15 protein-coding genes and 1 pseudogene are annotated in these 18,985 nt (G+C 55.1%); 6 read left to right on the top strand and 10 right to left on the bottom strand.

Annotated elements, in window-relative coordinates; translation table 11 throughout:
• The first annotated feature begins 492 nt into the window (after nt 1-492).
• The 4 genes from NST44_RS13950 to NST44_RS13935 all read left to right on the top strand — a co-directional run bounded on the left by NST44_RS13950 (nt 493) and on the right by NST44_RS13935 (nt 4,859).
• Nucleotides 493-2,250 carry a DEAD/DEAH box helicase gene (locus NST44_RS13950; protein ID WP_251537715.1) on the top strand — a complete coding sequence of 586 codons (1,758 nt, stop codon included), beginning with the start codon at nt 493-495 and terminating at the stop codon, nt 2,248-2,250.
• A 1-nt stretch (nt 2,251) separates the two neighbouring features.
• Nucleotides 2,252-3,214, top strand: coding sequence for a YqhG family protein (locus tag NST44_RS13945; RefSeq protein WP_210094793.1), 963 nt, complete (start codon nt 2,252-2,254; stop codon nt 3,212-3,214).
• 142 nt (nt 3,215-3,356) lie between these two features.
• Nucleotides 3,357-4,445, top strand: a complete 1,089-nt coding sequence (locus NST44_RS13940) for a hypothetical protein (protein WP_340899942.1) — start codon at nt 3,357-3,359, stop codon at nt 4,443-4,445.
• Between the two features lie 105 nt (nt 4,446-4,550).
• Nucleotides 4,551-4,859 carry a hypothetical protein gene (locus tag NST44_RS13935; protein ID WP_340899941.1) on the top strand — a complete coding sequence of 103 codons (309 nt, stop codon included), beginning with the start codon at nt 4,551-4,553 and terminating at the stop codon, nt 4,857-4,859.
• A 432-nt stretch (nt 4,860-5,291) separates the two neighbouring features.
• Here NST44_RS13935 and NST44_RS13930 read toward each other — a convergent pair whose 3' ends face one another.
• The gene (locus NST44_RS13930) at nt 5,292-5,483 is read right to left on the bottom strand and encodes a YqzE family protein (RefSeq protein ID WP_340899939.1); all 192 of its coding nucleotides are present in this window, start codon (nt 5,481-5,483) and stop codon (nt 5,292-5,294) included.
• Nucleotides 5,484-5,644: 161 nt separating this feature from the next.
• Between NST44_RS13930 and NST44_RS13925 the strand changes: the two genes are divergently transcribed.
• A complete protein-coding gene (locus tag NST44_RS13925; RefSeq protein ID WP_251537722.1) occupies nt 5,645-6,451 on the top strand; it encodes an N-acetylmuramoyl-L-alanine amidase in 807 nt (268 codons plus the stop codon).
• Nucleotides 6,452-6,545: 94 nt separating this feature from the next.
• Here NST44_RS13925 and NST44_RS13920 read toward each other — a convergent pair whose 3' ends face one another.
• The 9 genes and pseudogenes from NST44_RS13920 to NST44_RS13880 all read right to left on the bottom strand — a co-directional run bounded on the left by NST44_RS13920 (nt 6,546) and on the right by NST44_RS13880 (nt 17,924).
• Complete coding sequence (locus NST44_RS13920) at nt 6,546-9,287, bottom strand: carbohydrate-binding protein (protein ID WP_340899936.1); 2,742 nt, start codon at nt 9,285-9,287, stop codon at nt 6,546-6,548.
• 34 nt (nt 9,288-9,321) lie between these two features.
• Nucleotides 9,322-10,590, bottom strand: coding sequence for a glycoside hydrolase family 125 protein (locus NST44_RS13915; protein WP_340899934.1), 1,269 nt, complete (start codon nt 10,588-10,590; stop codon nt 9,322-9,324).
• Nucleotides 10,591-10,615: 25 nt separating this feature from the next.
• Nucleotides 10,616-10,735 (bottom strand): annotated as a pseudogene (locus tag NST44_RS13910) (carbohydrate ABC transporter permease); the annotation flags it as partial.
• 27 nt (nt 10,736-10,762) lie between these two features.
• Nucleotides 10,763-11,848, bottom strand: a complete 1,086-nt coding sequence (locus tag NST44_RS13905) for a glycoside hydrolase family 76 protein (protein ID WP_210094799.1) — start codon at nt 11,846-11,848, stop codon at nt 10,763-10,765.
• Between the two features lie 17 nt (nt 11,849-11,865).
• On the bottom strand, nt 11,866-12,933 hold the full coding sequence (locus NST44_RS13900) for a glycoside hydrolase family 76 protein (protein WP_007127748.1): 1,068 nt from the start codon (nt 12,931-12,933) through the stop codon (nt 11,866-11,868).
• A gap of 18 nt (nt 12,934-12,951) precedes the next feature.
• Complete coding sequence (locus tag NST44_RS13895) at nt 12,952-13,884, bottom strand: carbohydrate ABC transporter permease (protein WP_007127747.1); 933 nt, start codon at nt 13,882-13,884, stop codon at nt 12,952-12,954.
• A gap of 28 nt (nt 13,885-13,912) precedes the next feature.
• Entirely contained in the window at nt 13,913-14,800 is an 888-nt protein-coding gene (locus tag NST44_RS13890; RefSeq protein ID WP_007127746.1) for a carbohydrate ABC transporter permease, read from the bottom strand.
• Nucleotides 14,801-14,827: 27 nt separating this feature from the next.
• Nucleotides 14,828-16,123, bottom strand: coding sequence for an ABC transporter substrate-binding protein (locus tag NST44_RS13885; RefSeq protein ID WP_007127745.1), 1,296 nt, complete (start codon nt 16,121-16,123; stop codon nt 14,828-14,830).
• Nucleotides 16,124-16,739: 616 nt separating this feature from the next.
• A complete protein-coding gene (locus NST44_RS13880) occupies nt 16,740-17,924 on the bottom strand; it encodes a GntR family transcriptional regulator (protein ID WP_007127744.1) in 1,185 nt (394 codons plus the stop codon).
• 393 nt (nt 17,925-18,317) lie between these two features.
• Between NST44_RS13880 and NST44_RS13875 the strand changes: the two genes are divergently transcribed.
• Complete coding sequence (locus NST44_RS13875) at nt 18,318-18,824, top strand: DinB family protein (RefSeq protein WP_007127743.1); 507 nt, start codon at nt 18,318-18,320, stop codon at nt 18,822-18,824.
• Nucleotides 18,825-18,985 lie beyond the last annotated feature (161 nt).

The following is an 18,985-nucleotide window of genomic DNA, read 5'->3' as shown; positions in this document are numbered from 1 at the left end:
CGTCGATATCAGATGCCGTGATCATGCACCGATCCAGGCAATTTCCGATAGGACTGCCAAAACTTCCGCAGTTATGCCGCAGCAGTAAAGATCCCCGTGCAGCTGCCGCTTTTTCACGAATACTGCTAGCGGGTTCACCATCAACATAACCTCATATGTAGCGGATCAAACATACAAAACGCCGAAACACACCATATATAGTGCAATGAATTCATTATACTACACTATATATAGTAAAACTATGCCGATAATGTGAAAATTAAGGGCGAAACCCCATGCTTGTCCGCTCCTGCTTCCGCTTTCTTCGTCCCGCTCTCTTTTTCACCCGTCTCCTATGAAAAACACGTTGAAAATTGCCAATTCCAGCAGCCGTGCGCTCTCTCCGCCCTTTCGCACCCCATAAAGGGAGGTGCAAGTTATGAAGACTTCTTTTTTCGTCCATACTACTCATACACCGCTGTCCGGAAACTTTCATAACAGGAGGGGATCACCATGAATCATCAGCCATCCACTGCCGGTCCAGACATGACGACGGATCCGCGCCTGCCCGTACCGCTTCAGATGGACCGTTCCTGGCTGGACGATCTCGAAGGGCGCCTTGAGAAAGGCGGTCCGTGGGGGGACTTCAGGCTGTCTCAGCTAGCCGTTGAGGGCGAGCAATCCCGCCTGGTGACGAGCTTCGAAGAGCTTCAGTGCCTCAAGCACCTGGGTGATTTGTCCCCGCTTCCGCATCAGACCGACACCGCCAAGCGGGTGCTGTTCGAGATGTCGGGCCGGGCGATTCTGGCCGATGAGGTTGGACTCGGGAAGACGATTGAAGCCGGTCTTATTTTAAAAGAATATATTCTCCGCGGGCTCGTATCCAGAGTGCTGATTCTCGTACCTGCTTCCTTGGTGCTCCAGTGGGTCCGGGAGCTGAACTCCAAGTTCGGCATTCCGGCCATCGCGCAGAAAAAAGCCTATTCCTGGGCGAATGACATCGTCGTCGCCTCCATGGACACCGCCAAACGGGATCCGCATAGCGAATATCTCCTGAATCAGGAATACGATATGCTTATCATCGATGAGGCCCACAAGCTCAAGAACAAGAAAACATCCAACTACCAATTCATTCAGAAACTGCGCAAAAAATACTGCCTGCTCCTTACCGCTACGCCTGTACAAAATGACCTCAGCGAGCTGTTCAACCTGATCACGCTCCTGAAGCCGGGCCAGCTTGGCGGCCAGGGGCAGTTTGCGGCCAATTTCGTTGTGGATAAACGAAAGCCGAAGAACCAGGAGCAGCTCAAGGACGAGCTGTCCAAGGTCATGATCCGCAACCGGCGGGGCGAAGGCGAAGTGAAGTTTACGAAGCGTTCCGTCCGCAATGTCGGGCTGACTTTATCGCCCGAAGAACAGTCATTATACGACGGGGTCACGTCCTTCGTCAAAGATCAGTATCAGGCAGCAGGGGGAAATTTAAGCAGCATGCTGTCCCTCGTCACCCTCCAGCGCGAGGTGTGCAGCAGCCGGGATGCGGTCTTTGTTACGCTCGTCAATCTGTCCAAGAAGCTGCCGGAGGACTCCCCGCTCCGCGATAAAATCTGGGAATTGGTGTATCTGATCAAAGCGATTAAAGCCAATACCAAGGCCGAGAAAACGATCGAGCTCATCCGCCAGATGAACGAGAAGGTGATCGTGTTCACCGAGTACCGGGCCACCCAGGAATATCTGCTTAACTATTTCCGGGATCACGGACTCATATCGGTGCCGTACCGGGGCGGCATGAACCGGGGGAAAAAGGACTGGATGATGGACCTGTTCAGGGGGAGAGCTCAGGTTATGATCGCAACTGAAGCCGGGGGCGAAGGAATTAACCTGCAGTTTTGCCACCATATGATCAATTTCGACCTGCCCTGGAATCCGATGCGAGTGGAGCAGCGGATCGGACGCGTGCACCGTCTCGGCCAGACCAACGATGTGCAAATCTTCAACCTGTCCACTGCAGGTACGATCGAGGAGCATATTTTGAATCTGCTGCATGAGAAGATCAATATGTTCGAGATGGTTATCGGAGGACTGGATGTCATTCTGGAACGCTACGAGAAGAGCGAGTCCTTCGAGAAGAGCCTGTACAAAATCATGCTGGAGTCCGGCAACGATGAAGAGATCCGGAGGCGCATCAATACGCTCGGCGACTCGCTGCACCATATCAAGCAGGATATCGAGCAGGAAGCGAGCGGAGAAACCTTAAGAGAGGAAGAAGCCTGATATGACCATGACGCCGCAAGAGGTGCAGAAGCACTTCATGGCCTATTTGGAAGCCACCGAATGCACCGTCATTGAAAAATCACCGGAGCATGTTACCGTGAAGCTGTCGCCCCAAGCCGACAAAATGCTCACCAACCGCCCTTATTACTGGAGCTTTGTGGAACGTACCGGGGCGCCGGCCGAGACCCTCTCCTTCCAGTTCGTGTTCGATCCGGAAGCCTACGACGAGCGGATGGCCAAGGCCAAGCTCGCCGAGAGCAAGGCGCAGCTGTCCGCACCGCAGCAGGACCCGCTGCTGGCCCGCTTTTACGGCAACGCTCCCGTGCTCCCCGTGCTCGGTCCCGGCCGAATCCAGCGCGAGAACGTCAGCTACGGAAGCAGCAGGCTGGCTCAAATCTGGAACGCGGCCCGCGAGGAAGGCAAATGCGTGTATCTGTTCCAGCAGCCGGTCACGGAGCCGCGCCCAAGGGCAAGGTCAACGCCGTACGAGCAGTGGCTCGGCGTCTGCTTCAAGGTAGAGTTCAGCTGCGATCTGAAGCGCGAGGAACTCCATTATGTTGGCATCTCGCTGTCCACCCGGAAGATCGTGACAGATTTCCCGGCTGTGCTTAATGGCCGCGAGCTGACGCCCCGCCTGCCCGAAAGCGTGCACGTCCGCCCTGCGGCCGTTTCGCTGCGCGAGGCGGCGGGGCTCCTCGAGGAGCATCTGATCGTCAGCTTAAGCAAGCTGGATTATACGTGGGCATCCAAGGCCCGCGAACGGCTGGCGGAGGAACTTGCGGTAATCGACAGTTATTACGAGGACCTGCTGAAAGAGCAGGATGAGGAAAAGAAAGCTCAAATCGAGGAACAATACCGGAACCGGAGGTCGGAAATGCAGTGGCAGTATGAGCCGAAAATCAGCTTCTCCGCCATAACCTGCGGCCTCTTTCACCTGTGTTCGCCCGTGAGCGCGTCCTCTTGACGCTCCTCTACAAAACAAGGCAAAAAAAGAACCGTTCCCTTCTGTCCTGGCGCGACACCTTGCAACAGCGTTTGCACAGCTTGTCCGATATGATAGAACCACCATATCCCCCATCGCTTAGGATAGCGGGAAGGAAAGGCGGTTGATCCATTTGTTGCATTGGCATAAAAATAACGTCCTCCATGGAGGCTCTTTCAATAACGATAACGACAGCCGGTCCAATCGATCCCGCGCAAGGTCTGCCCTGCTGCTGGCGGCCTTATGTACGGCGACCCTCATCCATCCGCTTGCGGTCGCTGCGGCCGGCAGTGAAGCGGCGATAATCACTCCCGCTTCCGCCGATCCATCCCTCTCCCTCGCGGATGACAGCTCCATTCGGAAGTCCGCGGTCTCCGCCGCGGTTCCGCAGAGCTTGCTCCATTTCACGGAAGACACCGTGGAGCAGCTCTCGGCCCATGTGCCGTTTACAGCCTGGAGCGAGGCCGAGCTGGAATACACCCCGCTCGGACCCGGGACGCACGGCTGGCTGGTCACGGTAACCGATGAAGGTTTGCCTCAAGGTTACCTCATTATCAGCGCCTCCGAGGATGGAGGGTATGTGCTCAGTGAATATGGAATCGGCGGTACCCTCCCCTTCAGCTTGGGACCGCTGGAGCAGCGTCTAGCCGCCGAGGGGCTTACCGATCCCGAGGGATCTCTCCCGCAAGGCAGCTTGATTCGTAAACGATATACGGGAGCTCCTGTATGGGAGGTCACCCTTCCAAACCAAGATACGCTTTATATCAGCGGCTTCAATAGCGAGCTGCTCCCGAACGTCTCGCTGGCCTCCGGCACATTGGACCGCTCCGGCATCAGCAAAGGAGTTGTTGCAGCCGGATCTGCACATGGATGGTCGGCGGACGCTCCGTCCATCACGGAGCATCGTCCCGACCCGTATGATAATCTTCAATGGCTGACCTCATCCAGCCTCACGGCCCGAAGCAGCAGCGAGCTCAGAAGGCTGCTGCAAAAGCACCCTTCACTGGTGTTTAAATCGAAGGGCGATGGCAATGCCGCTTTCGGTGCCCCGTTCAGCTTGACCGGATGGCAGCGCTGGTCATCCGTCTCCGGCAGCGCTGCTGATGCTGCAGCCATCTATGTAGCGATTCCGCTCCGGAATACGGACACTACCCGGTTTCTGCCGGCACCCCGATTAGTGGGTCAAGGCAAGTTCTATGTTTATCCAGGATAATCGACATGAGCAATTTACTGATTTTTATTTTTGACATTTCATTGATCATTACGAGCATTCATTTAATAATTAAGGTAACATCCTTGGTTTGGGAGATGATTGCCCGTGGATTTGAAGGAAATGAAAAAGCATGCCGATGCCTTGGACGATAGCAAAAAACGAGAGCCGTTGAAAAAAGCCAAAAGATCACCCAAAAGATTACTTATAGGTGCATTTTTACTTCTTCTGGGGTTCTTCGCGTTTTATTTTAATGATACTCAGCAATTATATGGAAACGATGAAGAATCTATTTTGAAAGTAATTCATTCAATTGAAGGGTATGAAAATAATTCAATAGAAATTGTAGAAATTAAAGACATGAATGACCGAAGATATGCCGGTTTCTTATCTGACAATAATCCAGGCTACATTTAATTTCAAAAAAACAAAGACGGAAATTATAAGTGGCAGCAAATAGAAGTAGACGTTAATGAAGCATTTAGCGTCTTCGCCCCAGAACCTCTCTTGTTTTTGATTGTCACTAATGAGGAAAATAAAATAGCGAAAATGCAGGTAAGCGTAAATGGACAGGAAATAGAACAAGAGTTTACGCCTTATAAGGCCAGTGTCACCTGGATGTTTCCCCCTAAGACTGGAAAAAGTCATTATTCATATAAGTATTACGATAAAGATGGAGAGCTAATTTATTATTTTAAATAAGATGTTTTTAAACATGCTTGCGGATTTAGGTAAATCAGACAAAAACAAACACCGGAAAGCATCCATCCCGGTGTTTGTTTCTTTGTCATGAGGGAGCCGACGTCTCATCGTGTGCTATTGCCCATCCATTGAACGGTCCATATCACCCTATTTGGTTTTTCGCTTACGCTTGGACGATATGTCCTCTCTCCACAGCGATACGGAGAACGGAATCATGCCGAACCATTTCGTTGTCCACGATTCCTTCACCTTGGACTGGCGGCGGATCTCCTTCGGTGTATCTATATAGGTTACGAATCGCTCCGTAATGTATTTAATCAGTTCATCTCCGCTGGCCATCTCATCATCTCCTTTGGATCTTCTTAGGGTTTATCCGCATCCCGTTATCAGTTTGCTCCGTTTCAATCGTTTCTAGACTCACAGCTTTAGGAATCGGGATGATTTTCCGCAAATTGCACATTCTAAAGAAGTCGAAATCCACGAGAAAGAAGGAGTCCATCATGGTTAAGGCAGCAGGAATATGGATGCTTCTCCTGGCATTGGCATGCCCGGATCATATGGCCGCAGCTTTCCATTCGGAGCATGTTCAGGCCGTGGGGCAGGCCGCAAGCCATAACAATCGCACACAGGCCGCCGCCCGCAGCCTGCATATAGAGATCCCAGAATCCCCTGTCTCGTCAGGCCGGGAAAACAACCAGCATCACACACGCCATCTGCATCCTTTTGCCCAGGACGTCGTACTGATCGATGCGGGGCACGGCGGCATCGACGGGGGAACCTCCCATGGCGATATTTTGGAAAAGGATATCAATCTTGAAATATCGCGCAGGCTGTTTATGCTGCTCCGGCAGCAGGGATATCCTGCCGTGCTCAATCGCGACGGCGATTACGCTTTAAGCGACGACAACCGGTGGCACAGGACGTCCTCCAGGCATCGGCGCGACCTTTCGCAGCGCAAGCAGCTTAGCGAAGAGATCCCGACCGAGCTTGTCGTAAGCATCCATGTGAACTGGGGCCGAAACAGCTCGAAACGCGGCGGCATCGTGCTGCATCAATCGGAAGGGCGCAGCAAGGCTCTGGCCGATGCAATCCAACAGCAGTTGAATCAAGTATACCGAAACCGCAACCAGATCATGGTCGGCAAGCCGTACTATTTGCTGAATACGACCGACGTTCCCGCCGTCATTGTGGAGACCGGCTTCATCAGCAATCCCGAGGACCGGCAGCTGCTGACGAGCCGCAACGGGCAGATGAAGCTGGCCGAAGCAATTGCGGCAGGCATTGTCCATTATTTAACAGCCCTGTGAGTCGGCCCGGGGCCTGCCTCATGACCATGGGCCGAAGACGATCCAGCAAAAATAGACCGGCGCCCGCTTAAGCGGTACGCCGGTCTGGTTCATGTCATTTCTTTATTAAATCATCCAGCCGGACGGTGTGCCCCTTGGAGACATTTCCGGAATGGTCCACGGCTGCGAAGGTGACGGTATGGTTCCGGGGATTTTTCACCTCCGGCAGGAGCGCAGTCTGAATCCCGCGCCTTACCTCAAGCGTATCGCCGACCTGCTTTTTGTTCTTGAACAGGCGGATCTGTACAAGCTTGCCGTCCATATCGTACGGCCCATCCCAGTACAGCCGGATGTGCCCGTTCTCCCGAAGGGCCCGGACGTTCTCCACCTCGCCCGGCGGCACATCGTCCGGCACAGGCGCCGGCGGAGTAGTCGGGGCCGTAAATACGGCCGGATCGCCGAACGTAAATTTGTCCAGGTTATACAGCCAATCCGAGCCTTTGAAAATCAGGAACACGATATGTTTGCCAGTGACGGGTGTCGCAATGTTCGCCGAGAACACTTCAAAGTTATGCCAGCCGCCGGTGCCGTCGACCTTAGCGGCGGCAATCAGCGGGCCGTTCATGCTGTCGATTCGCACTTCAATCGTGCCGCCGCCCGTATCACTGGCCGCATGAACATGGAACTGTTCCGGGCTCGTATCGCCAAAGTCGACGTAGTTGTACATCGCGTAAGGCTGGTTAGGGCCGAACAGCCCCGCCAGATACGTCTGCCCTCCGCCCTGCTCTGTGCCGAACCCGTTGCCGATCGTATAATGCTCGGCTTCGAGCTTGCCGAAGGCATCCCGGCCCGTGCCTTTAACCGTCGTGAAATTGAACCAATCGAGATTGCAAGGATAATCCTGGCCGTCCGTCCCGTGAAAAACAAGATACACGTCATGAATGCCGACAGCCTGTTCCCCATCTACGAGCGCCATCAGATCGACCCAGTCGTCCCAGCCGCCCAGGGCAGGAATCCGGGCAACGCCGACGGTCGGTCCGTCCAGACTATCCAGCTTCACCTCGATCGAGCCGCCTTTATGGCCGCTGGATACGCGCATCGTTACGCCGGATGCACCGCTGCTGCCGAAGTCGATATCCCGATAGATGGCATGAGCGCCGTCCGCAATTCCCTCCAGGTAGCCGTGTTCGGCGTTAACGCTTAAGCCCGAGCCGCCATCCAGCTGACCGGCCCGCAGCTTGGCATAGGCATCGGTTTGTCTCGGATCGTTCTCGGTAAACCGAAACCAGTTCAAGTTAAACAGATATTCGTCGTTGACTTGGTTAAACACCAAATATACGTCATGCGTGCCAGTTACGGTCACAGGATTCCCCTGCTCATCCTCAAGCACGCCGACTGCATCGATAAATTGATGCCAGCCGCCGGTGCCTTCCACGCGGACCGTGCCGACCCGCGGTCCATCCAGCCCATCCAGCCGGATGTCGATATTGCCGCCGCCCGTCCCGCTGGCGGCCCGGGCAATAAACCCGATCGCGCCGTCCGTTCCGAAGTCAACGTTCTTATAGGCAGCGAAATGGCCGGAACGGATGCCGCCGAGCTGCAGCGTGCCTTCCGGGCTCCCCTCCAGCACGAACCCTTTACCGATATTGTATTTTTCCGCTTCGATTCTTGAATAGGCGTTCCTAACCGGATAACGCGGAGCAGCCTCCTGCGGCTCCACAACCGTAAGTGCTTGAACCGCGCCCGCGGACGACCAAGACTCATAGGTGCCGGAGAGCAGTTGTCCCACCCAGTTCCCGTCAACGATCCCCTCTTCGCCGCGATGACTCCAGGCCGTAGCCGTATTAAAGGCCAGCCAGGCGTCGAATTCGCGCTCAAAATCGTCATAGGCGCGGTCATCGAGATCGTCCAGCGTCTGCTGCAAATAAGCCAGGTTGCGGATCAGAATCGTTTTGCCGCCTTTCAAATCCCCGTTCGGCCCTTCATAATTGAGCAGCCGGTTGTCGTCCACCAGCCGGTCCATCGTAAACCGGGCACCCTTCACGGCATCCTCCAGATACGTCTCGTCCCCGGTTGCCCGGTACAGCCCCACCGCCGCACCGACGAATGTCCCTTGATTATAATGCGTGGAATCCGGCACCGGACCGCGCTCCAGCTCGATCCGGTCGAACACTTTGCCGTTCCCGTCCGTCAGCATCGTTTTTCCCCAGCTGAAAATGCGGGTCGCCGCCTCAAGATAATGCCGATCTCCCGTAATTTCGTACAGGAATACAGCCGCCTGGGCAGCCGGGAAATTAATGCAGGCGTTCTTCGTGTTGTGCTCGCTGTTCAGCCACCAAATGCCGCCGCCCGCAAACTCGTCGTCCCACTGCGTATCGTACACGAAGTCGAAGTAATACTTGGCCTTCTCCAAATATCTGGCTTCGCCGGTAATCTGATAAGCCCGCGCGCTGCCCATTGCCCACCACATGATGTCATCGTTAAACGGATTGTTCGTCCAGTCCTCGCCGTGCTTAGCCACCGTGCCGTCAAAGATGTCGTCGATCTGGGTTCGAAGCTCGGCCTTCAGCTTCGGGTCTGATGTGTTCAGATAGGCGTCCATCACCATCTCCCACAGCTCCGCTTCGACCCAGAAGCTCTGGTAATTGTCGCCGCGGTTCGAATTGGCCCAGAAGTACTTCGCTTGCGGGTCCCAAAACTTGGCGTTGAACGCTTTAATCGCCGCGTCCGCGTCGGCCGGTCCGAACGAGGCGGCACGGACCGGGGCGGCCCCGATAACTGATGTCAGCAGAAGGGCCATGATCAATGGCAATGCAGTCAACCTCAATAACGACCTTTTTCCCGGATTCCCTTTCACGACATTACCTCCGTTTCGATTTGCTATTTCAAAACTATCGCATTTTGATTTCCAAACCGCACAGGCTTAACACAAATTCAACGAACATGGCGTTGGACCAGGAGAACCACTCCCGCGTAAATTGCTGCGGATTATCTTTATGGAAGCCCTCGTGGACGAGCCCCGTATCGGCATCCGTCCGCTCGAACATGCCCAGAATCTCCAGCTTCTCCGCTTCCCCGGTCGCCGTGATGCCCTGAATGGACAGGGCGATGTGCCAGATGTAGTCCTTCGGCGTATGCGGACTGCCAATGCCTCTCGCATAAGTCCCTTCGTAATAATAAGGATTGCGGCGGCTGAGGATCAGCTTGCGCGTATTCACATAAACGGGATCGTCTTTGGCGCAATAATCGAGATAAGGCAGGGACAGCAGGCTGGGCACATTGGCATCGTCCATCAGATTGACCCCGCCAAGTCCGTCAACCTCATAAGCGTAGACCTGACCGAACTCCGCATCCTCAATCAAGGCATGCTCCTCGATGCCCTGCCGGATGTCCTCCCGCAGCGCACGGACCTCCTCCGCAAACGCCTCGTCCCGGTAAAACTGCTCGTTTACCTCCAGCAAATACCCCAGCACCACGACTGCAAACATGTTAGACGGCACCTGATAACCATACTCGCAGGCGTCATCGCTTGGGCGGAAGCCAGACCAGGTCATGCCGGTATAGGCGGTTTTCCCTGCCAGCGTATTCGTAGGGCCGCCACCCGGCCGTTCAAACGTATAGGGAGACATTTCCTCATGCCGCTGCTCCGTCCGCCACGTGCGCACAATCAGCTCGGCCGCCTGCTTGAACGCTGCCGTGAAATGCTTTGTCTCTCCGGTGTTTTTCCAATATAAATAGGCCAATTGAATCGGATAGCACAGCGAATCGACCTCATATTTGCGCTCCCAGATCCAGCCGGACATGTCGGTGAGATCGTCATGGTGGCCGTGGAAGTTCTCGAATTCATTAAATGCATTGGCATAGGGATCCCGCAGGATGCACTCGCACTGTCTTTTCAGCACGCCTTCGATAATCTCCCGCAGTCCCTCGTCCCCGGCTGCCGGAATCAGATACGGCCGCAGCTGATTGACGGAGTCGCGCAGCCACATGGCCGGAATATCGCCGGTCAACATGAATACGGTGCCGTCTTCATGACGGCGGATCGTCGTTTCCAGCGTATTTTCGTAACAGCGTTTAAACATGTCTACAATCTTCGGGCGATGCCCCATCGTTTGTTCAACCAGGGCGATAATCTCGGTTTGACTAAGGGGTTTGGTCATGCTCATTCTCCTCTGCTCACTTCCATTATTCTTTTACCGACCCCAATACGATGCCATGGATGAGATACCGCTGCAGAAACGGATAGATCAGCATAATCGGAATCATCGACACAAGGATTTTGGCCGAGTTCAAGGTCGTATTGGAGCACATTCATCATCCCGCCATCTCCTTTCACGGTTGATCACTCCCCGCCTCCAGCGCAGCCGCTGCCTCCAGCAGCATCAGTCCGCTAAGCTGGACGCTGAGCTGCACCGGCAGACGCGGCGGCTTATCCCAGCCAGGCCCGCACATCAGCGGCGAAGGCTGCATGCCTTCGCGCCACAGGCGCTCCGCATTGGCCGCGATGATGCCGCGGACCCGGGGAACCTCCGGGTCGAGCCGCAGCAGCTCCAGCAAATAGCGGATCAGGATGCCCTTGAACAGCCCGGTATCGTCGATCCCTTCATCGGGCAGCAGGCCGCTGTCCGGATCGGCAAGCTCGTCAAAACAAGCTTGCGCGGTCCGCCGGGCGTCCTCCAGATATTGCGCGCTGCCGGTACACTGGTACAGCTCGACCCCGGCACCGATGAACACGCCCTGGCAGTAGGTGAATTTCCAGTCCTTGTCGATCCGGCCGTCGCCCAGCCGGTTGAGGCCGTCCCAGACAAAGCCTGTCTCCGGATCGACAAGATGAGCCTTGTTCCAATCGTAAATGCGCTTAGCCCAGGACAGATCCGCTTCATCGCCGAAGCGCCGGTAGAGTCTTGCCGCCAAAATGGCGGCCGGGGCGTTGGCCGGGGTGTTTTTGTAATCGAGCTGGTCTTTCTTCCAGGCCATTCCCCCGCCGCAATGCCCGTTCCACGCGGTTTGGATATCCGCCCACAGCTCCAGTGATTTTTTCTTGTACCACGGGTCGCCCAATGCGTCATAGGCCCGCAGCAGCGCCAGCGCCGTCCATTCCATATCGTCGTAATAATTATGCTTGAACGTACCGCCGTTATAGCTTTCCAGACTGCGGCAGAACCGCCCAATCCGCTCCGGCAGTGCCGGATCGCCGCTGCGCTCATAGGCGTCCACCAGGACGTCGAGGACATGCGCCTGCCACCAGTAGTAGAAGTTGTCGCCAGGCCGGTTCTCCGAACGGGGATACCATTGATCGAGAATACCGGTCTCATCGTTCATATAGCAGGCGAACATGTCCTGATGCATCCGGGCCGCCCGCTCCGCCCAAAGGGCGGCCTGCCCGGCCGCCAAACGCCCGCTTCGCTGTGCTTCCATCCCTTTCCCTCCTCTTCCTATCCCTGCAATCCGGGCTTCAGCTCCGCTGCCGCTTCCAGCAGCATCGCGCCGCTAAGCTGCGCGCTAAGCTGTACCGTCTCGTCAGGCTCAGGCCTGCGCCCCCAATCGGTGCCAAAGAGCGGCTGCTCCTCCGCATCATCCTGCGACCGCCAGGCCGCCTCCGCCTGAGCCGCGATGAACGCCGCAACGTTCCCCGCTTCCGGCGCGGATCGGGCCAGCTCTGCCAAATAACGGATCAGGATGCCTTTGAACAGCCCGGCATCCCCGCCGCCTTCATCGGGCAGAAGACCGGTCTCCGGTGCGGTGAATTCGCTTTGCACCACACGGAACGTCCGCATGGCCGCCTCCAAATAGGCGGGCTGCGCGCTTTCCCGGTACAGCTCCACCGCAGCCCCGATGAACACGCCCTGGCAATAGGTGAATCTCCAATCCTTGTCGATCGCTCCGTCCCCGGTCCGGTTCATGCCATCCCAGACGAGTCCCGTCTCCGGATCGACGAGATTCGCTTCCTGCCATTCGTATATCCGCCGCGCCCATGCCAGATCATCCGGATTGCCAAACTCCCTATGCAGCCGCATGGCCAGAATGGCCGCGGGGGCGTTGGCCGGGGTATTTTTATAATCCAGCTGCGATTTTTGCCAGGCGATCCCGCCGCCCATCTGCTCGTTCCAGCCGGTCTTGATGTCCTCCCATAACGTCTTCACAGCTGCTTTGTACTTCGGCTCGCCGGTTGCTTGATACGCCCGCAGCCAGGCAAGCGCCATCCATTCCATATCGTCGTACAGCTCGTTGGGCCAGACGCAGCCGTTCCGCGCCAGAATACCCTCATGGAAATTCCGCAGCCGCTCAGCGTAACGCTGATCCCCGGTGCGCTCAAGTCCGTCGACCAGCACATCGACCGCATGGGCCATCCACCAATAATGAAAAATATCATTGCACTTCCCGCCCTCGCACGGCGTCTCAATGTTGTACATACGGATCGACTCGTTCCAGAACCGCTTATCGAGCGCCCGCTGAACCCGGTCCGCCCGCTCTTGCCATACCTCTGTCATCGCTGCATTCATCTTGATCTCTCCTATCTCCTAACCCTTGATTCCGCTAAATGCAATGCCCTGGATAAAATACCGCTGCAGCATCAGGAACAGAACCAGGATAGGCAAAATCGCCACCAGCGCCCCCGCCATCATCGGTCCATAATCCGTCTGATAATTGTAAGAGAACGCCTGCAATCCCATCTGAATCGTCGCCTTGGCCGGGTCGTTCAGCACGATCATCGGCCACAGGAAGCTGTTCCATCCTGCCTGAAAGGTGAAGATGCCCAGCGTAGCCAGCGCCGGCTTCGTCAGCGGCAAATAAATTCGCCAAAATATTTTGAATTCGCCGCAGCCTTCAATCCGGGCCATTTCCATCATGTCCTTCGGCAGCGTCAGGAAGAACTGGCGCATGAAGAACACCGCAAACGTCCCCGAGGCTCCCGGCAAAATAATGCCCCAAAACGAGTTCATCAGTCCGTGACCCCCGCTGCCAAACAAATCGTTACCGCCGACAAACGGAATATGCCGCAGCACGTACACGCTTGGAATCATCGTCACAATCCCTGGAACCATCATGGACACCAGCAATATCCGGAAGAACGGCTGGTTCATCTTGAAATCCAGTTTGGCAAATGCATAGCCGCTCAGCGAGCCGAAGAACAGGTTGAGCAGCACCCCGGCTGTCGCAAGCACAAAGGAATTCCAGAAATACAGGCCGAACGGGACCGTTGTAAACGCATTGTAGTAATGCTCGAACGTGATATTGGTCGTTATCCATTTGATCGGCATGCTGAACATCTCGTTGTCCGGTTTAAAGGAGGTAAGCACGCTCCAGTAAAAAGGCAAAAACATCATTACGGCAATCACGCTGCTGATCAGGTAAAAAATAAAGTTCAGCCCTCTCTTTCTCGCCGGCGCTCCCAGCCTTTCAGTACCGGGCCGGGGATGCCCGTTCGATTGGGGAACATGTTCCGCCATCATCGCTTTCGACCTCCCTTCCGCTGCTGGCTCATACGATCGGCTCCTCCGCTTTGGTCAATCTCATGCTGATGATTGAAAACACGAGGATCGCCATCGCCAGCACAAATGCCTGTGCCGAAGCATAGCCCATCTGCAATTGGTTGAAGCCCTGCTGATAGATCAGGTAGACCGGCGTCTTGGTCACGTTGGCCGGACCGCCTTGCGTCAGGACGAAGGCCTGGTCAAACAGCTGCAGTGCACCGATGATCGCCATGACGCTGACGAGAAACGTGGTCGGGCGCAGCTGCGGCCAGGTGATGTAGCGGAAGCAGGCGAACCGCGACGCGCCGTCCAGACGGGCCGACTCGTACAGATAATCGGGCACACCCTGCAGGCCGGCCAAATAAATGATCATATTCGAGCCGACCGATTGCCATAGCGTCATGACGATGATCGACAGCATGGCCGTTTCCGTCTGCGATACCCAGGCTGGTCCCGTAATGCCAAAGTACCCCAGCAGCCCGTTGATCAGGCCATATTCCGGGTGCAGCATCCAGATCCATACGGTCGCGGCAGCGACGGCCGAGGTTAGCGTTGGCAAGTAGTAAAATGTGCGAAACAGCTTGACCCCGGCTTTTCTTTTGTTAAGCAGCATCGCCAGCAGCAGGGAAATCATCAGATTCAGCGGCACAAACACCACCGCGTAATACATGACGTTCAGAAACGTCTGCCACAACAGCGTATCGCCCGCCAGCCGCCGGTAATTATCCAGCCCCACCCAATCGTGACTGCTCAGCACGTCGTAGTTGGTGAAGCTGAGATAAAGGGCCATTACGACGGGAATGACCATAAATACGGCAAACAGCAGCATCGTTGGCGTGATGAACAGATAGGCCATTCGGGCTTGATGCCGCCCCAGCTTATTGACGGATGCCATAGTTTCCTCCCCTTTCATCGGCCCGTTTTATTCCACGGACGCATTGTCCGCAAGCAGCTTGTCGCCTTGCTCCTGGGCTTTTTTCAGCGTATCGTCGAGGCTTTGCTTGTTTTGCATGAACAGCTCCAGATTCGGGATCACGGCGTTCTCCTCCATTACGGAGTAGCCCGGATGCGTCGGACGTGTCTTGGCAAACTCCAGCGTCTCCGTAAACGGCTTCCACAGCGGGTCCTCCGTGAAGAACGGATCCGCAAGCGCCGGCTTGAAGCCCGGCATATTCAGACTGGTCTTGGCCCACAGCAGTGCATTGTCCTTATTCGCCGTCCACCATTTGATGAACTCCCACGCTTCCTCCGGATGCTTGGAGCCTTGCGGGATCACCAGGCCGAAGCCGCCCATTACGCTGCCCTGATCTCCGTTCGGCCCGCTCGGCGGCGGCACGATGCCGTAATCCAGGTCCTTGCCGTATTTGTTATAGGTGCTCATCATCCAAGGTCCGGTGTACAGCATCGCCACTTTGCCGGTAACAAATGCGTCGTTGCCTTCGCCAAGCCCTTCCTCAAAGCCGATTTTGTAAACTTTGTCCTCGTTCAGCAAGCGCTGCCAAAACTCCAATACTTGCTTGCCCTGCTCGTTGTTGAAATTCGTCTTTCCGTCCTCGGTCAGCATCTGGCCGCCGGCCTGCTGCAGATACATGTTAAACAGTCCCGGATCGCCCATCGAGAAGCCGGCGACCTCCAGCTTGCTGCCATTCCATTTCGTCAGCGTCTTGGCCGCCTGCTCCAATTCGTCCCATGTTGTCGGCGGCTGTAATCCCGCGTCCGCAAACATCTTCTTGTTATAAAACAGCGCGCGTGCATCAACCGTTAACGGCAGGCCGTAGAGCTTGCCATCATGCGTGAGCTCCTTTAACGATTCCTCGTAAAAATCATCCGGGTTCAAACCATCCCTGGTCATGTACTCGTCAATGGGCCGCAGCACGTTCTTCGGGGCGTACAGCGATGTTCTCCAGCGGTCCCAGAACAGAATATCCGGCGCGCCGCCGCTCGTTGCAGCCGTCAGGAACTTGGTGACCATATCCTGCTGCAGCATGTATTTGACTTCGATTCGGTCCTGGGACTTGTTGAACGCATCCACCATCGTCTCAAACTGCTTCTGCCCCTCTCCGCCCCAATCGCCCCAAAAGGTCAATTGAACCTTACCGCCGCTCTTACCGTCGCCCCCGTTGTCGCCGCCGCTGCTGCTTCCGCCGCTTCCTCCGCAGCCGGCGAGCAGCCCTCCGAACATAACAACCGTCAGCATCATGATCAGCCACTTTCTCATACATAAACCTCCCCTTTGATTTAAGTTCATCAAGTTGATTATAAAGCGCTTTCAGTAAATATAGTATATTAACCTCATATCATTATGTCAATAAAGAAAAACGGGGTTGTCCTGATATGGAATATATAGGATGAGTATGTCATTACGTCAGCCTATATATTTTTTTTGCTAGCTTCTGCAAACGTGATGGAGTTATTTTCGATAAATCCAACCTGAAAGTCCCCTCTGAACCCTTCGGCAGGTCCATATCATGTTATGTAAATGATATAGGTTAAAGGAAAACGTAAAACGAGCGAATGTGTGACGGAGAGGTGTGTCTGTAGAAAGCTCCGAGTAAACACGATAACCACACTTAAGAATGGTTAAGGATGGTTAAAAATGCGCAGGACGGGTGGCAGTGCTTAATAGGTACGATGATAAGGGTGTGTGGGGTGGAACTATTTCTTGCTCTGTCCATAACTAACTCTTAGGGTAACGTTCCAGTCTCCATTTAAATTTCGGAAATGAAAAGGGGGACTTCACATTTCGAAGTCCCCCTTTTGGCTTCTGCTATAGGATCTGTTAACCACGTGCACGGTATGGTCGAATAACCGGCTATGCGTGTCCCCCTTATTTGCTACTTCCCCACATCGCGGGCAGGACCGGTGGATTCCCCGTGGATGAGCTGTGCAGGAAGCTTGATTTTGTTCGCGACCGTTTCCTGCTCCATGATCGCCAGCACGTTTTCTACGGCCAGCTTGCCCACCTCCTCCTCGCTTTGTCGCATATGCGTGAAGGCATACCCTTCTCCGATGCGGAATTGCGGGCTGTCAAAGCAAATAATCGAAATATCTTCCGGGATGCTAAGTCCAAGGCGGGTTACCGCTTCTTTCGCCAGGAGCGCGATATAGTATTCGATGGCAAAAATAGCCGTAATCGCCGGCTGCTCCTGCAGATGCTTCATAATTCTCCCGATATCCCGCTCGATGTTCTCGTCGTTGAACGAGTTGGGCAGCGTGGAGGTCAGATCGCAAATCCACAAGCTCCGGTCTGCGGCCACGCCGCGACCGGCATGGGCCTGGACGAAGCCCTCAATCCGATCCTCCACCGCAGACGTATCCACCGGAGGCGGGGACAATAGGGCAATATGGGTATGCCCGAGATCGAACAGATGCTCCGCCGCCTCCGTTGCCGCCTTCGTGTTGTCGGTGCTGATCGACGCCGCGGCCACTCCCTTGATCTCACGGTCGATCAGGACAAGCGGGAATCGCTCGATCACCAGCTTAAGGATCTCGGCATTAAAGAACTCCCCTTGCGCGGGAAACACGATCAGTCCGTCCACCCCAAGCTGCAGCAGCTTGCGGATCGTGTCCTCCTCGTTCTCCTGAACGCCGAATGTCCGCCGCAGCACCAGAAAGCAATCCCGTTCCCGCGCGGCATCCTCCATCCCGTAGATCAGCCGGGTGCCGTAGCTGCCGGCAAAATCGGTCAGCACAACGCCGATCAGCTTCACGGTCTGCTCCTGGCCATGCCCGTTTACTCCCCGGCTTCCGTCCTGCCGCCCGGGCGCTGCCGCCTCCTGCATGCCTGTCTCCGGATCGGCGACAAACGAGCCGCGCCCCGGCTTCCGCACAATCATCCCTTCGGCTGCCAGCAGCTCCATCGCCTTTTTGCTCGTGATCCGGCTCACATTGTACGCTTCGGCCAGCTCCTTCTCCGAAGGAATCCGGTCCCCGGGTCTATAGCTATTGGACATAATTTGGTGCTTCACATCATCGAATATCTTCTCGTACATCGGTTTGGACGAGGTCGTTTCATTCATGACAATCCTCCCGTGTTTCCTCCAAAAGAAATTGATATATGTTATAATATATCATGATATATTATCGTTGTCGAATCGTTGCGAACAGCCAGCCGTATCTCCCATGTTAGTGATAACGCGGCGACAAGGAGTCAATCTTGCAGGAACATCGTGTGAAAAAGAAAGAGGCCCGTGACTTGGCTGAACCTGTCACAGACACTCTTGTTAATCCCGTGCTGAAGCCCCCGAGCTGTGGCGCTTATGCTCACTCTGGTCGAGCCTTAACTTCATCACACTCCGCTGGCATGGTTATCAATACTACAGTACAATATAGATGTAGTATTTTTTGGAAAAGCTATAAGAATTGAAAGCATTGCTTAAGAATTGATCATGAATTAAAGGGAGAGATGTATCATGTATGCAACCGTCGAACAATTTCTGAACGATTGGAAACAGGAAGCTGATCTTACTCTGCAGGTGCTGGACAAGCTGACAGACGCCTCATTGAGCCAGGCCGTGTCAGAGGCACAGCCGCGTACGCTCGGCGAAATCGCATGGCATATCACCCAGAGCGTCAGCGTATTCTTTAATCAAATCGGGCTGGAGCAGGAGATCCCGGCAGCCGAGGGAAGCTCCGCGGCGGCCATCGCCCAAGCTTACCGCCGTACCAACGAATCGTCCATTGCGGAATTCCGCACGAAATGGGAGGGTCAGGAGGACAAGCTGCGGGAGCCTGTTAAGCTGTTTGGCTTCATCGACACCACCAATGCCGGCGTATTGGACAAAATGGTGCGTCACCAGATCCACCATCGCGGCCAGCTCACGATCCTGATGCGTCAAGCCGGACTGGCAGCGCCGGGCGTGTATGGACCGAATGAGGAAGAGACCGCAGCGATGAAAGCGGCAAGAGAGCAGGCTTAAGTTTTGTCGCTGTGGCAGGAGCAGTGCTCACTGCTTCGCTGTTTTAAACGGATTGCTATATTAACGGTGGGAGAAAAAAGGGCTGCCTGGGGGGCGGCCCTTTTTGTTGTTGCTGCAGGGGACATGGAACATTCCGGTGGGGAATAGTTAAGACATTCGGT

Source organism: Paenibacillus sp. FSL W8-0919 (assembly GCF_038003785.1).
GTDB classification, from domain to species: Bacteria; Bacillota; Bacilli; order Paenibacillales; family Paenibacillaceae; genus Paenibacillus_AQ; species Paenibacillus_AQ lactis.
The sequence above is the reverse complement of the archived record's forward strand: the minus strand, read 5'-3'. Positions and strand labels throughout refer to the sequence as shown.

Bases quoted from the DNA above. Each gene is read 5' to 3' on its own strand.
- NST44_RS13900 (WP_007127748.1), bottom strand. From the start codon at position 12,933: ATGAATGCAGCGATGACAGAGGTATGGCAAGAGCGGGCGGACCGGGTT.
- NST44_RS13950 (WP_251537715.1), top strand. From the start codon at position 493: ATGAATCATCAGCCATCCACTGCCGGTCCAGACATGACGACGGATCCG.
- NST44_RS13880 (WP_007127744.1), bottom strand. From the start codon at position 17,924: ATGAATGAAACGACCTCGTCCAAACCGATGTACGAGAAGATATTCGAT.
- NST44_RS13925 (WP_251537722.1), top strand. From the start codon at position 5,645: ATGGTTAAGGCAGCAGGAATATGGATGCTTCTCCTGGCATTGGCATGC.
- NST44_RS13930 (WP_340899939.1), bottom strand. From the start codon at position 5,483: ATGGCCAGCGGAGATGAACTGATTAAATACATTACGGAGCGATTCGTA.
- NST44_RS13945 (WP_210094793.1), top strand. From the start codon at position 2,252: ATGACCATGACGCCGCAAGAGGTGCAGAAGCACTTCATGGCCTATTTG.
- NST44_RS13915 (WP_340899934.1), bottom strand. From the start codon at position 10,590: ATGACCAAACCCCTTAGTCAAACCGAGATTATCGCCCTGGTTGAACAA.
- NST44_RS13905 (WP_210094799.1), bottom strand. From the start codon at position 11,848: ATGGAAGCACAGCGAAGCGGGCGTTTGGCGGCCGGGCAGGCCGCCCTT.
- NST44_RS13890 (WP_007127746.1), bottom strand. From the start codon at position 14,800: ATGGCATCCGTCAATAAGCTGGGGCGGCATCAAGCCCGAATGGCCTAT.
- NST44_RS13885 (WP_007127745.1), bottom strand. From the start codon at position 16,123: ATGAGAAAGTGGCTGATCATGATGCTGACGGTTGTTATGTTCGGAGGG.
- NST44_RS13875 (WP_007127743.1), top strand. From the start codon at position 18,318: ATGTATGCAACCGTCGAACAATTTCTGAACGATTGGAAACAGGAAGCT.
- NST44_RS13895 (WP_007127747.1), bottom strand. From the start codon at position 13,884: ATGATGGCGGAACATGTTCCCCAATCGAACGGGCATCCCCGGCCCGGT.